Below are 13819 nucleotides of genomic sequence, written 5' to 3' on the forward strand. Positions count from 1 at the left end.
AAACATGGAGTTAGCGTTGTTACCTCCATGTTTTTTTATCTATAAATTTCACTGATCAAGTCATCCATTCCATCTTGATCAATGTCATCCATAAGCATCATCGTCTCTTTATGAGCAACTAAAAAAGCAACAAATCCATCAATCTTCTTTTTGGACTGTCGCTTTGACGGACCCTTCATTCCATTAATATTTGTCACTACTACCAGATTAAGAGCACAGTAGATAAACAATGGATTGTCGGTCATTATTCTCTTTTCATAAATTAGCCTTTCAGCGTCATCGATCATGGCATTCATAACATTTGGGTATTGATTGACCACGATACATTCAAGTCCCAAGTTTTCACACTTCTCAATAAGCTTTTGGGACATGGCCGGGTCATAATTCAACTGCTGCACATCATACAAATCCATGCATTCCGAGATGTAATTCATCACTTGATCCTGGTCAATCATCTTTCCATCACAGAATTGAACAAATCCCCGCTCCACCAAGTCGGTATAAGGCACGTTGTCTTCCTTCTCCCTCGATTCAATATCTGCGTTAGGAATGAAGTACATCTGTTTGACCTTAAGAATGGAGCGTCCTTCCTCATCATGTGTAGGGAAATTTAAATTCACACAGGTTAAGTCCGTGGTCTTTGATAAGTCCAGTCCGAGATAACACGTTTCTCCCTGCAGATCCCCGAAATCATCCACAAGAATATGTTCAACCTGGTCCTGCTCGAAGAAGTTATCTGCACCATTTACAAATACATTTAAGTGTTTGGAAAGGAACTCCGCTTTCTTATGGGCTGACCGGTTAGCCGTGATGAATTCCGATTCAAGTGCGCTCATTGTTACCGAGATACCGATGTTCGGGTTGACCATCGCCCATACTTTCCGGTCTGTCCAGTCATAGTTCTTATTAGGCTCGTAGATCATGACAAAGTTTGAATCGTTATCGTCATTCTTCAGGACTTCCTTGGCTTCCCGGTACACCCGCATACCCACACTTGAGGAACCTTTACCAGCTGTACTGATGTTGAACATGATCGGTTCGTCCCGGGCAACCTGGGCAGACTTGAAGTTATCATATTGATCCATGTTCTCCTGCTTGTGCAGCTCGTCATTGAGGACAAAGTGTGGATTGGAACCCTCAATGGAATCAATATTCTTACTCATTACGATGAATTGGTTAGTATATGCCAGGTCATTATGAATGTAGTCGTAGGTTACAGATGAAACGGTACCTTTTGGGCCCTTGTATATATGGGAAGCGTTCATCAAGGCATCATGGTTCATGATTGTGGCCGCGAATGGCTTTGCAGCATATTGAGCCTGATTAAAATCACTGGCACAACAGTAGCAATCGGCACTGAGGACTCCTTCACCAAACATCGAATAGCCGAGGGCACCCACCGCAATCAACGTTTTACCATTTTTCTTTGGTACCTGGATATAACATTCCCGGGTCACCCGGACCACTTTTCCCTTTTCATTCTTATGAACCCAGCCATAGATCCACGAATACGCGAATTTCTCCCATTCTTCCAAAATGAAAGGCTGGCCGGCAAGATCACCTTTTGTATGCCGGACAAATGTTTCCACCCAGTCCATCATTTCATTAGCGCGATCCACATCAAACCAAAGGTCTTTCCGCTTCTTCCATCGGAAGTAACGGTCCACCATATGCTTGATTGTATCCGGGTACTTCTTAGGACTCTTCCTTACTTTCCTTGCAAATATTTCTGCATAATTTATCCCGCGTTCAATCATTTTGAACTCCGCCACTTTTTCCTATGAGCCGATAGTTCATCCTCCACCGGCTTCGGCTTTTTCATTTCTTCATCTTTTCTAACTGTTGATCCACCGGTTACAATCTTACCCGGTTTCGACTTATTGGTGAGTCCCAGTAAATCCAGTGCTTTTGTCTTCTTGTCAGCCCATGTTTCAACCTGCTGAGCAAGAGGATGCTTGGAGTTATTGGTTGCCCCGGCTTTGTTAGTGTGACGTTGAGTGGCCGGGAATCCCTTCTCCTTCCACTGGATGTACATGGTCATATACACCTCAAAGATATCCAAGTAAGATTCAATCAACGGATCGAGTGTAAGGGTGTAAATTTCAGCGTCTCTCATGATTTCCAGAATCCTTTGTTTCTCCGATTCTGTTTTTTCAGCAACCATTTTTTCACGCTGTTTTCTTGTAGACAACATTTACACCCCCCCTTTGTTTTTTAAAATATTGTCTAACGATAGAAAAGACTCCCTTGCTACCTATCTTCCCTAATGGTAAAAAATCGAGATTGGGTAGGGGGGGTTATCCAAAATAACTCGGAAATATTTTTCCTTTGTCATCCTTGTTCTCTTCTTCAGTGTGACACTTCGGACATAATAATTTTAGATTGTTTTCATCAAGCTTTAATGTTGGATCTTCTTTGATTGGTATCTCATGATGAACATGTGCCTGCCTGCCGAAGATGAACCGTCCACACTTCTGACAACAGCCTCGTTCTCTTTGATAAACGAATGACCTCATGTTTTTCCAAGGCTTCGAATTATAGAACTGCTTGTTGTCATGGTGGTAGATGTCTTTCTTCTTACGCTTCCTCAGGACCGATTTACGGGACCTTTTGTGGTCCTCACAGTAATAACCGCGGTCTATTTTATTTCCGCAGCCATTGAAATCACAGTACTTCATTACTCATCAGCTGCAGTTAATGAATCGAGGATGTGAGCGCGAATAGTCTCCTCTTTCTTCATGTTGCCTGGTACCTCGATGTCATTCTGCTTGGCAAAGACTTTGAGCTGATCAGCATTCATTGAATCCAGGTCAATCTCATTTTCATTATCTTCCTTCTTTTCATCCTTCTCCGGCAACATACTCTTAGGCTCCTTTGTCACTTCAAAGCCCGGCTCCTTGCCTGCAGGTACAAAACGAATCCTCTTTTCCTTAGTGTCCCAATACTCAGTGCCCTGTGCCGTCTTTCTCATTTCGACATTCATTTCATTCATCTCCTTTTTACATATAAAAAGCACTCCCTTTATGAGAGTGCTTTACAATTATTCATCTTTCTCAATTAAGTGTCTGCAGTACGAACAATATTCATCATCTAGCGCAAAGAACATTTCAGACCAAGGCACTTCTTCCGCACATCTATCACAATACTCCACATAATTCTCTTTACTCAAACCAAACTCAATAAAGGTTTTAATTTGAGGTTCACTTAAACTCTCTACGCCTCTTGTTACTATTTGTTTCGCAATTCCAGTTACAGCTGCACCTTCAATTCGTTTCATCTCAAGTAATTCAGATACATAAGATTCAAAACTTGAATCGTTATCTTCACGAGGAAACATTCTATTTCTCAACTTATTTTTATCCATTTTAATCCCCCTCCTGTATATCTACTTATACATAAGGAGATTTTTTTCCTGCTTTATCTTCTCCTAATCGCCCCTCTCTTCCTCCGGTAAGTATCCCTGTTCATCCCCATAACCTCTTCCCAATCCACATGCTCATGATGAACTTTCTTCTTTTGCTCAGGTTGTTTCTTCTTTTTGTAATTTAACTTCTCAAGTTGACCTTCGCTCAGATGATCTACTATCCTCATTTCAATCACCCTCAAATTCTTCTCAGATTGGCTCAGTTTCAATTTTGCAGACCATTCGAATGTCTTAGTACCAAAAAGGCTCCCTTCGTCTGAAAGGAGCCCTCTTTGAAATATTTCGTTAATACCATATTAGCACCTCTGGGAAGAAATGCTCATCGTTCATCTTTTACACTTTTGTTATCTTTACTTTACGGTTTCTTTATCGACCTCACTTTTATAAACCTCAATTCTTAAGATGAACGCTAATTTGTAATAGACCCTTGGCTTGAACTTCTGATTGTAGAATGTCTCTCCCATTCCCAGCTCGTTGTATATCTCATAATCAAAGAGTTCTTCTTCCCCGAAGTATTTCCGAATTACCATTTCCCTTTCTCTAACCGTCAAACGATTCACTGCTCTCCTGATCCGTTCAATGTATGCATCTCGTTCCTTCTCGAAGTCTGCCTTATTTATTGCTGCATCTTCAGTAGATGAATGAAACTGATTAGTATTAGATGGAGGAACTAAGGAATAAGTAGCCGTTACTTTAGGGAGTCTTTCTTCTGGAACAGTTAGCAAGTACATGCGATACATTTCAAGCGCATCTTCTACTTTTTGCTGAGTCTCTTTTCTGTCTATCTCAGGAAGCTTAAATGTTAATTGATTTCCCACCATTGACCCCTCCCGTTATGGTAAAATATTCACAGCGAAAATATTTTGTAGATCGGGAGGAATCTCGGTCTATTTTTTATTGTTTTCTTCAACTTTAGCAATCAACCATTCTATTTCTTCTACAGTGATGCGGCCGTTTTTAACACGATCCTTAATTGATTCTAATGTGATTTTGTACTCTTCCATACTACCTCTCCTTTTGTTCCTAATTTCAAAACGTGAACTATTTAATCACATAACAGCAACATTTGCTTCTGTAATGCTTATTTTTCTCGCTATCACAGGAGCTATTCTCTCGTTAACCTCCAAATATCACCCTTCTCATAACTAATCAGGCGCGATTCAGAAAAAATATTAACCTGTTAATAACTATGGAAATTTCAGGATGTTTTTCGATACACTTGTTTTAAAACAATAAAGGGTGTCTGCTAATTATGACTCGTTTAATAAAAAGTTTTATCAAATGTGAAAAATGCAATCGAAAAATCAAATGGCAATACTGCCTATCTCCTAGCCATGATGTTTCCCCATCATTTTCACCCTATAAGTTAAATGAAGACATTACAGATGCCGACTTAATCAAGAAAGTGAGTGACAAGTTCTACAAGTTTCAAGTTTACTGTAATCATTGTGGCTTCATTAATTCCTTTACATATTCAATTAGAATGTAGATGAGAAGATCGAATAGCTGGTAACCTTTAGGTATTAGCCTCCTTCATTTCATAGTAGTATTGAGCAGCATACATAATAAAATTCATTAAGGAAACCATAGTTATTATCTTATCTAATTCTACTTCCATAAATAAAAGTGAGGCTCGAATAATGACTCAGCGTTTTGAAAGATACACTCTAAGATTTCTATTGGTTCTCGGAGTAGTTATGTTTGCAAATTTAATTAGGAAACCTCCGGCTAAAGATTGGCTTTTGATTTTCCTATTTAAAGGATATATCTCATCCATACTCGATAAAACAGCAGTCACTAAAAATAAAATAGTGTATCCTGTTAAATTAGTTAAATGGTTTGATATTAGCTTTATTTTTGATTACTTACTTTTTCCAGTTGTGTGTGTTTACTATAACCAAATCACTAAGTCCTCAAATCTTTTCTTGATTATTGTCAGAACATTTTACTTCAGTGTGCCAATGACTCTTCTCGAAAACTTTTTTGAAAAGCATACAAGTCTCATTAAATTTAAAAATGGTTGGAATATTTACCATAGTTTTTTATCTTTGAGCCTGACTTTTCTCATTTCCCGTACTTTTATTGGATTAGTTAGAAGCGCTGATAATACTCCTGTTCCAGAGAATACTTAGTGTATGCTAAATATTTTAGTGTCGCAATATAAGTCTACTTTGATTCACCCAATCACTTGATATCTGTTTGCATACAATACTATTGGGAAATGCTAAAAACCTTCTTTTTCAAAAGCCTTCAAACTTTCCTCTTGCTCTTCTAAATGGCCAATCTTAGATAGTCTCTTTTATTTTGTATTGAAAACAATTGCACTAAATTAGTGAAGTCCGCAAACACACAAGCAAAAAAGTAATGATTACATAAGTTAATAGTGGAGACATTGTTTGTTCCTTTCGTTGTTTACTTCACCAATTTTAAACTCATCTACAGGAATCGGTATGTTTTTCCGGTTCCTTTTTTTTCGTTATATGTGGAGTTTTAAACCTTCTCTCATATTCTTCAAGGGCTTCCGGAACCCCAAGGATGCAATCCCTGAGAAGTTCCAGAAGTGTATGTGCATATGAATTAATGTATTTCCTTTTCTTCAAGCGAATTATTACCTTCCTGGTCGTCAGTTTTTTCATCGTCCACATTATCAATGCTCATTTGGTCCTTTGGGACATCGACATTACCATCGCTATCTACAGAATACTCAATGCCTTCATGTTCATCTATACTCATTTGTCCTTCCGGTACATTTTCATCTTTTGGACGACTTTCCATTACTTCTTTTGGAGTTTCATAGGAGTAGGTTAGATCGATCAGAAAATACTGACCATGTTTGTTGTATTTTTCAGCAATTTTGTGCATTTGTAGATAATCATTTTCCTTTGCTGCCGATACAATCTCCTCTGCTTCTTCACGAGTATCTGCATAATGTTGTTCTTTTTGATTAAGTTGTACTTTTGTCATTTCTGGTTCCTCCTACATTTTTCATTTTCATAAATTTGCTCTAGTTCTGTTAGAGTCAACTCGAATAATTGTTTCCCGCATGGAGTTTTAAAGTAATTCATTTTCAGTAATTCACTTTTGAAGAAATCTTTTTGAATTTCGATTCCTTTTCGCAATTGTCCATAATGGACCTTGGTAATCATATTAATTCGCCCTTCCGTTTTCATTTAAAAAGCCCCTGTTTTAAGATAATATTTGGCTTGATAATAAAAATGGTGATATATCCAATTCCCGGTGTATTTCTGGTTTAAATACACGATTTCGAAGTTATATTTGGCTTTAAAGGTATTGAGCCTGCCAAGCAAAGCCAATGGATTATATTTGGACCGATAATCACCTTTCAGCATCTTTTCATAACCTTGTAAATCTTCCACAATCAAAGTGAAGGGAATATCCTTGGACCTTATCAATTCATTTTCAAAAGCTGTCTGAGTATCCTTTTGCAAATTCCCTGTGATTTCATCCATGTGAGCTTTTCTTTCCACCCGACTTTTTAAAAATATATCCCGGGATAGCCCCAACTCTTCATTCCTAGGAATCATGCAGGCATAGTCACCGGTGTCTAATTTTTGAATCTTAATGGGAATATCTTTTTGCCGTAAATAATCAAGTATATGGCCGTTTACCTGTTCGCGTGTATCGATTACAATCGTGAGTGTTTTAAGTATTTTATTTAATTCGGTGTCCGTGTAACTAAAATGAATCACTTACTCACGATCCTTTCTTGGCGTATGTAACTGCACGGATGTATAGTTCTTTCGCCATTTTATTAGACTCATCATTTTCAAACTGCCGATAATCGTCATAAATGTCTTTCCATCCATTCTTAGAAAGCACGATCATCCAATCATCAAATAGCATCAGTGAATCAACTTCATTACATAGCCATTTTTCCAATTTCTCATTATGCTGCCACCCACAAATATGATGAATCATTTTCATTAGTGTGATTTTTTCTCCTGTTTCTTTCTTCCAGGATTGGAACCAATCATCAATTTGTTGAAAGTTATGTTCAGCAGATTCCATAACCGGTGCTGGGATTAAGTTTTGATTCTTAATCGCCAGCCGATCATCGGTTTCATCAAGAAAGATATCCGCGCCAGATTTCCAAATTTGACTAAGTATCATTAATACTTGCATGGAAGTAACCTCACTCCCCATCTGACCACTTTGCCTTTTCTTAACCTTTTGTCGGTAACACCTACATTCAGTTTTCCCAAACTATGAGCGAACTTTATTCTAGAAAAAGGGTCAACTTTATGAAACTCACAAAACATTAAATACCTTTCGTATAAATCATCCGTTATTTCAAATGAACTAATATCTCGTTCTAAATTTTCTTCAATAAATTTTTCCAAATAAATTCCACCTCCGATACTAGATGTGTTACGGAAATGACTGGTTTTTATCTAAAAAACAACCTAAAATCCAGTGATTTTTAATTTAGTAACACGTTACAATCCCTACAGCCCCAAGCGATTAACCCACTTCGTGTTACTGGTGTTACCGTCTGAGTCGTTTGTTGCTCCTAATAGAATATATATATTTATATTATTTTTTTGTTTATATACTCAGTTAGTAACAAAAGTAACAAAAAAGGTATAAAAAGTAAGTTAAAGCCTTGGTACATAAGGATTTTAAGAGAATTTAAACGTGTTACTTTTAGTAACATTTTCGCTATTTTCATCATTATTCAGTAACTTTTGCTGAGAAAAAGTATTTTTTCGCTCTGCTAAAGTAACACCTTTGATGAAATACTTATTTCGATTGCCTCGTTCTCTTTTAAAGCCCTGGGATTCTAGAACTCTATAAAATGCACGATTTTTTAGTTGGTGTTCACCATTTTTGAAGCACCAGTTGGAATACACTTCATACAATTCTTTTGCTTCAATTTGTACATCAGGACGTTTGAAACAACATTCGAACATGAAGGGTCCCAAGATATCCATTTCCTCTTTATAATCTCCAGTAGCTTTCATTACGATCGCTGGATCCTTAAGTCCCGACCTCTGCCACTTCATGCAGCCATCAAGAGCCCAATTCAGAATCCCGGACATTTCTAGGCTTAATTTTTCTGGAAGCTTCTTATCCCGTTTCTCTTTTGGAAGTTGAAGATTAAAAGGAACTAATCGGATACGTCTCCAGATACCTTCATCAACACCTTTAATGACCGGCTTATGGTTTGTTGTAAAGAAAACTTTAAACTCTGGAACAAACTCAAAATATTCTTGTCTTAAAAACCGAGCAAGCACGGGCTCTCCACCAGTAATTTGTTTAACGAATGATTCAGATAGTTGCTCACCTTCTTCACTTTCAATGGCCGATACGAAGCGAGCACCTACCAATCTTGCAATATCGTTATTTGCACCAGTTTCTTTTTTCTTGATAAAAGTGTCCGACTTAGCTTGCTTTCCATATTCGCCCATGAGGTCCTTAATTGTATTGATAAATGTAGATTTACCATTGGATCCACCACCGATTAAAAAGACCATGATCTGTTCTGATATTTCACCAGTGAGCGAATAGCCGATTAATCTTTGCATGTAATCGATAAGCTCTTTATCACCCTGGAATATTTGATCTAGGAAGTTAAGCCATTCAGGACACTTAGCTTTCTCATCAAATTCAATGTTTGTGATCTTAGTTAAATGTAAGTCCCGATCATGAAGTTTCAGCTGACCAGTTTTCAAGTCCAATATTCCATTCTCAACATTTAGTAAGTATTTATGTTGGTCAAAATCTTCGCGTTCTCCTGGTACCAGTGGCATGAGATCCTTAATGCTATTCATTCTTATGTTTCTTCTTTCGCACATTCTGGCCCATTTAGTTTCAGACTCTTCTTCTGATTTATAAAGCCCTCGCAGTACTTTGGCCGTTATGCGCTCAATTTCTTTTTTGTTATCAAATTTCCAACGCTTGCCGTCCCATATTAACCAACCCATATCACTAACATACTTAATAACTGGACCATATTCGTATGCGATTCGTTCAGCGTTTCCGAGCTCGGTTAAACGGAATTTCTTTTTCGGCTTTTCCTCCACAACAGCAGCTGCATCACCGAAATGAAAATCATAAGAGAACTCCTGGAACTGCTCTTTGTTGTCCAAGATGGTTGTAGAAGTTGAAGAAATGGCAGTTGCAATAGTTCTCTCTCCATAGGTTTCATTCGTTTCTCTGAAATGGATAACGTCCCATTTATCACGCATGAGACCAGATTCACGAAACATTGTATCCATTCGAGTTGATGATTTACCTGTCCAAAATGCTAAGTGATTACATAAAGCCAAATCACTTGCAGAATGATCATTGTTGATTAACTGGCCATTAAATAATGACCGTATTTCATCACCGTTTTTAGAACGAAATATTCTTTCCCATAAAGCTTCGTTTGATATCTTTATTTCGTCTTTCTCAAACTCAGCAAGGTTAACTCGTCCTTGTATGTCACTATCATCAAAGTATTTCTCAAACACTTCAGCTAACTCATCAGTACGATCATAAACATCATTTGAGTTTTCTCTGTTCCCGGTAAAGCTAAAGTACCGACCATATGAATAAATCTCTAAGCCGTGTTTGGTATTCTTTCTACCGGTACCTAAAACAGTTTGTGGAAGGTCCCCCTTGATGATGATGTGAATACCTTTTCCAGATGGAGAAAACTCTGTATAACTGTCTAATGAGTCAATGATTTCAGTTGCAAAAGAATTGGGTTTTTCATCTGTTACACATTTATCAATATCGATTCCGATATAGTTGTCTTGTCTGCTAAAAACAAACCCTATGCCGTCATAGTCACCCTCTAAGTAGAATTTGACTGCCGTAGCAAATGTTGACCAGGTACGTCTATTGTTCGCTTGAGCCATTTCCCCATTTACTTGGTAAGGTACTTTTGTCGGCTTATTATTACGTTTCTCCGATCTCCACAAAATCCATTGAGGAAGGGCTTTTAATTCGGCAGGGATTTCGTTGAAATTGTACGGATGTTCTTTCATTTCGCCCTCCAATGAAGCTATATTTACCTAATTTGGGTATAAAAAAGAGAAGCTGGGTAAAACCAACTCCTCTATTCAGTTAATTAAAACGGTAGATCGTCATCCCCGATATTGATCCCTCCACCTTGGGAAATCGGGTTCACATCTGATGGATCATAATATTTTGCTTTGGCAGCAGTTCGTTTCTGTTTTTCACCGTCAACCAGTTTTTCATACTCTTCATGCTTAACAGTGATTTTCAAATTTTTATTGATAAGCTGTTTGGCCATATCCTCCGGCGAACTAAACGATTGATTGTTAGGGAACCCACATGCTTTTAACAATGAGTTAACGATCCTGACTGCTACTTCATGTTCAAAGGTGAATGTGTTATATAGGACCTTTGCTCCCTGGTGATTTTGAGGTACATCACTACGAATTTCAAAATCGATTTGCATTTTAGGTTTTTTGTTTTGCGTTAAGCCTGCCTCAGCATTTACAATTACGGCTTCATATTTACCTTCTGCAACTAATTCAAATCCAGCACTTGCGTTTTCTTCATCAAATTTAAAGAATGACATTTATTATTTCCCCCAGTTTATTATTTTGTTGATGACACGATTAACTCTTCTTGCACACAACCTTTGCGATCATCCAAATGGTTTTTCGCAAAGATACTTTGATTTCCCTCAAGCATAAAGCCTCTTGTACCATCTGCCTTTCTGATTAGACGAGCAACGACATGTACGATACCCATAACATGATTGACGATTTTATCTCGAATATCTGGAATGAACTGATTGTACTGTTGGCCATCATCATGAATGATATTTCGAGTGGTTTCCCATGCAGTGTAGATAATATTGGCATCCAAGCCATTAAAAGTTTCTACAACCTTTAGTAGGTGATTATCGAATAGAGCATAATCTTTCAATTCTGGCATGCCACTCTTTGTTTTTTCACCTTTATTCATCAACCACAACTTTTGATAGTGTGTTAGATTATCGATAAAGATATTGTCATATTTACCGATGTTCGCTTTTGCTAGTGCAAAGAATTTAAGGATACTGTCATGTGGATCCGTCCCATCGATTTTTGCAACATCAATATTTGAATACCCTTGTAACACCTGGCTTGTCCCGTCGATATCAAGGACCAATGTTTTACCTGGAAGTAATCCAGCAACGGTTGTTTTCCCATCGCCAGGCTTAGAGTAAATGATGATTTTTGCCTTTGTACTCTTTGTGATTTCATTACCATTTGTTAGTTCCAAAATTAACCCTCCTTTCTAAGTTTGCTTTATTTAACTTCCACACTGTAGTTAATGGATGCAGGTTTGACATTTACGCCCGGTACGATCTGACCATCTTCATTTACAACAACTTTTTCACCTGAGACTTCCACTATTTTTAGACCCTTCTTGAAATCTCCCCATTTAAGTGATTGCTTTACAAACTCGAACAATTCAGATTCAAGTACATGTTGCAGGATCTGGTCCTCATTTTCTTTGTCTGGTGTTTCCTTAGTGCTTCGGGTTTTCGACTTACCATAAGGTGTACTGATTGTTTTAGCCTTCGGATCTTCGGCCAGCTGCTTAGAATGATAATGAGCAATCAAAGTTTCAAAATTGCTGATACTATTGTGGATGGGAGCCAATTCACTATTCTCCCATTCTGAGATCCTTTGACGTTCTGAATCAGCTAAAATATTGATTTCCTTCTCTTTAGCTTTTAGAGCTGAGATCTTGCGAAAAGCCCAGTTCAAACTGTCCATATCCTTAATTTCAAAACGCTGATGTGCGACTTCATCCATTTCTTCAACTTCAATAAGTTCATTTTGCTGTAATTGATTCATTAGTTCTCCTCCTTATTATCTGTTCCTAATTCAGTAGCTTTATTTTGCAGACTTTCTAACATTTTAGGAATGTTAAGTCTTTCGATAATATCCACTGACAACTGTTCTTTCAGGTTGTTTTCGAGTGCTTTAACAATGGTTTCCTCTGCATCTTTACGAGCCGTTTGAATCATTGTGCTTACTTTTCCAGTTAGCTCTTTAGCAAGGTAATTCTTAATGAAGTACTCGCTAATTGAAAGCTTTTGATCACTACTGTATTTCGCTTCCCTTCCGTGTTCATCAAGAGATTTTTTATTTAGATGTTGTTCATATTTCATTCCGATATATTGACTAATCGGAATATATTCAACCTCTGAACCCCAGCTGCTAGTCTTATGTGGGATTTTTAAATCTTCAATTTTTGACTCTAGAGTTTTTTCAATGAAGCTAGATGCTACACGATCAGCAATTTCCTTTAGCTGAGCGTTTAATTTATCAGCGATTTGATTCTCAGCATTTTTGATTAATCTATTTTGGAGATTACAGATAACCTGTCTCCTAATTGATTCATCAAGTGTTTCATCTTCATTTAGCCAATCAAGTTCCAGCTCAATTTTTACGTTTGCCATTATTTATCCTCCTTAAGATCAAGATCTAATGTTTCATACACATCGATTAAGTCTTCATAAAACCTGCTGTTCCCCAGAGTGTCTTGATGTTTCTTTATCAATTCATACAGACCGTTCAAACTCTGGTTATCCGGTGCATGAACTAAGCCGTTCTTCGTGTCAAAGTAAGGCATCTATTTCCTCCTCCACACTTTTCTGTTACAATACCTTTAATTGATTTTTTATTTTTAGTGACTCGTGTTGGCGCACGGGTCTATTTTTGTGCCTGGTAACATTCGACTTTATGGTTACTAATCAAATACACTTTTAGATTTTCTTCAAGAACGATATCGTTACCAATCTTGTAATACACATCGTCTACCTGAATCTCATCTCCCATAATGTCCTCTACTGGATGATCATTTTCAAAGTTCACATTGCAATCTTTAAGCTCCTTCACTCTTCTCACCCCCTTTCAAGGTTTCAGCTGCCGATTAAGCTGATTGAACGTTGTGGGGTTTAGTTGCTATTTTCATTTTGAATAACTTTTCTTTCGCTTCTAATTCCACAGCGATAAGTAATGCCGGATTCTTTTTTGCTTCCCTACACATCTGAAGGACCTTACTCGCTTTCATCATTCTGCTTGCGGTAAACACGCCGTTCATACTAATCAATCTCCTCTGCTTCTTATTTGGTTATGAACCACTTATACTTCTGAACTGGTTATCAATTTCATCGTTCGACAACTAATTTTGGAAACTACTAATTCACTTACGTTTCACTTATCTTCGACAACATTTTTCGCAACGATGTCGAAAAAGAAGGAGCTGCTTCCAGCTCAGTTTTTTAAACTTAAACCTGTTATATTGATTTGGTCATGCATTAGCTTCTTATATTTCATTAGCCGTTGGTGGCGAGATGTGTACCATCTGGGCAACTTCTCTGATCGATTAAATGAACTACGTTCGGCCACTTTCCTG

Annotated in this window: 21 protein-coding genes; 1 reads left to right on the forward strand and 20 read right to left on the reverse strand. The window is 37.6% G+C overall.

What is annotated here, in order from left to right:
* Positions 1-35 precede the first annotated feature (35 nt).
* From ACXAF2_RS04125 to ACXAF2_RS04155, 7 genes are all read right to left on the reverse strand, one after another.
* Positions 36-1757 (reverse strand): terminase large subunit, encoded by a 1722-nt coding sequence (locus ACXAF2_RS04125; protein ID WP_475137493.1) that lies wholly within the window; start codon positions 1755-1757, stop codon positions 36-38.
* Entirely contained in the window at positions 1754-2191 is a 438-nt protein-coding gene (locus tag ACXAF2_RS04130; protein ID WP_475137494.1) for a P27 family phage terminase small subunit, read from the reverse strand. Before ACXAF2_RS04130 ends, ACXAF2_RS04125 begins: the two co-directional genes overlap by 4 nt.
* Positions 2192-2297: 106 nt before the next feature.
* Positions 2298-2678 (reverse strand): HNH endonuclease, encoded by a 381-nt coding sequence (locus tag ACXAF2_RS04135; protein ID WP_475137495.1) that lies wholly within the window; start codon positions 2676-2678, stop codon positions 2298-2300.
* Positions 2678-2983 (reverse strand): hypothetical protein, encoded by a 306-nt coding sequence (locus ACXAF2_RS04140; RefSeq protein WP_475137496.1) that lies wholly within the window; start codon positions 2981-2983, stop codon positions 2678-2680. The genes ACXAF2_RS04135 and ACXAF2_RS04140 overlap by 1 nt, the downstream gene beginning before the upstream one ends.
* Before the next feature lie 57 nt (positions 2984-3040).
* Entirely contained in the window at positions 3041-3364 is a 324-nt protein-coding gene (locus ACXAF2_RS04145; protein WP_475137497.1) for a hypothetical protein, read from the reverse strand.
* A gap of 53 nt (positions 3365-3417) precedes the next feature.
* The gene (locus ACXAF2_RS04150; RefSeq protein WP_475137498.1) at positions 3418-3591 is read right to left on the reverse strand and encodes a hypothetical protein; all 174 of its coding nucleotides are present in this window, start codon (positions 3589-3591) and stop codon (positions 3418-3420) included.
* Between the two features lie 183 nt (positions 3592-3774).
* Positions 3775-4242, reverse strand: coding sequence for an ArpU family phage packaging/lysis transcriptional regulator (locus tag ACXAF2_RS04155; RefSeq protein ID WP_475137499.1), 468 nt, complete (start codon positions 4240-4242; stop codon positions 3775-3777).
* 822 nt (positions 4243-5064) lie between these two features.
* Between ACXAF2_RS04155 and ACXAF2_RS04160 the strand changes: the two genes are divergently transcribed.
* A complete protein-coding gene (locus ACXAF2_RS04160; RefSeq protein WP_475137500.1) occupies positions 5065-5556 on the forward strand; it encodes a CBO0543 family protein in 492 nt (163 codons plus the stop codon).
* Between the two features lie 445 nt (positions 5557-6001).
* On the opposite strand, the gene ACXAF2_RS04165 is transcribed toward ACXAF2_RS04160, so the two are convergent.
* From ACXAF2_RS04165 to ACXAF2_RS04225, 13 genes are all read right to left on the reverse strand, one after another.
* Positions 6002-6388, reverse strand: a complete 387-nt coding sequence (locus ACXAF2_RS04165) for an organic solvent tolerance protein OstA (protein ID WP_475137501.1) — start codon at positions 6386-6388, stop codon at positions 6002-6004.
* Entirely contained in the window at positions 6385-6594 is a 210-nt protein-coding gene (locus ACXAF2_RS04170) for a Fur-regulated basic protein FbpA (RefSeq protein WP_475137502.1), read from the reverse strand. Before ACXAF2_RS04170 ends, ACXAF2_RS04165 begins: the two co-directional genes overlap by 4 nt.
* Positions 6595-7134: an ERCC4 domain-containing protein gene (locus ACXAF2_RS04175; RefSeq protein ID WP_475137503.1), complete on the reverse strand. Its 540-nt coding sequence runs from the start codon at positions 7132-7134 to the stop codon at positions 6595-6597.
* Between the two features lie 4 nt (positions 7135-7138).
* A complete protein-coding gene (locus ACXAF2_RS04180) occupies positions 7139-7567 on the reverse strand; it encodes a hypothetical protein (RefSeq protein WP_475137504.1) in 429 nt (142 codons plus the stop codon).
* Positions 7555-7785 (reverse strand): primase-like DNA-binding domain-containing protein, encoded by a 231-nt coding sequence (locus ACXAF2_RS04185; RefSeq protein WP_475137505.1) that lies wholly within the window; start codon positions 7783-7785, stop codon positions 7555-7557. Before ACXAF2_RS04185 ends, ACXAF2_RS04180 begins: the two co-directional genes overlap by 13 nt.
* 279 nt (positions 7786-8064) lie before the next feature.
* Complete coding sequence (locus tag ACXAF2_RS04190; RefSeq protein WP_475137506.1) at positions 8065-10419, reverse strand: phage/plasmid primase, P4 family; 2355 nt, start codon at positions 10417-10419, stop codon at positions 8065-8067.
* 83 nt (positions 10420-10502) lie between these two features.
* Positions 10503-10979: a DUF669 domain-containing protein gene (locus ACXAF2_RS04195; RefSeq protein WP_475137507.1), complete on the reverse strand. Its 477-nt coding sequence runs from the start codon at positions 10977-10979 to the stop codon at positions 10503-10505.
* Positions 10980-10999: 20 nt separating this feature from the next.
* On the reverse strand, positions 11000-11671 hold the full coding sequence (locus ACXAF2_RS04200) for an AAA family ATPase (RefSeq protein WP_475137508.1): 672 nt from the start codon (positions 11669-11671) through the stop codon (positions 11000-11002).
* 26 nt (positions 11672-11697) lie between these two features.
* Positions 11698-12252 carry a host-nuclease inhibitor Gam family protein gene (locus ACXAF2_RS04205; RefSeq protein WP_475137509.1) on the reverse strand — a complete coding sequence of 185 codons (555 nt, stop codon included), beginning with the start codon at positions 12250-12252 and terminating at the stop codon, positions 11698-11700.
* Positions 12252-12860: a hypothetical protein gene (locus tag ACXAF2_RS04210; RefSeq protein ID WP_475137510.1), complete on the reverse strand. Its 609-nt coding sequence runs from the start codon at positions 12858-12860 to the stop codon at positions 12252-12254. Before ACXAF2_RS04210 ends, ACXAF2_RS04205 begins: the two co-directional genes overlap by 1 nt.
* On the reverse strand, positions 12860-13033 hold the full coding sequence (locus tag ACXAF2_RS04215; protein WP_475137511.1) for a hypothetical protein: 174 nt from the start codon (positions 13031-13033) through the stop codon (positions 12860-12862). The genes ACXAF2_RS04210 and ACXAF2_RS04215 overlap by 1 nt, the downstream gene beginning before the upstream one ends.
* 80 nt (positions 13034-13113) lie before the next feature.
* Positions 13114-13299: a YqaI family protein gene (locus ACXAF2_RS04220; RefSeq protein ID WP_475137512.1), complete on the reverse strand. Its 186-nt coding sequence runs from the start codon at positions 13297-13299 to the stop codon at positions 13114-13116.
* Between the two features lie 34 nt (positions 13300-13333).
* Positions 13334-13504 (reverse strand): hypothetical protein, encoded by a 171-nt coding sequence (locus tag ACXAF2_RS04225; RefSeq protein WP_475137513.1) that lies wholly within the window; start codon positions 13502-13504, stop codon positions 13334-13336.
* Positions 13505-13819: the final 315 nt, after the last annotated feature.

This window comes from Rossellomorea sp. ABR4_004, from assembly GCF_056159585.1.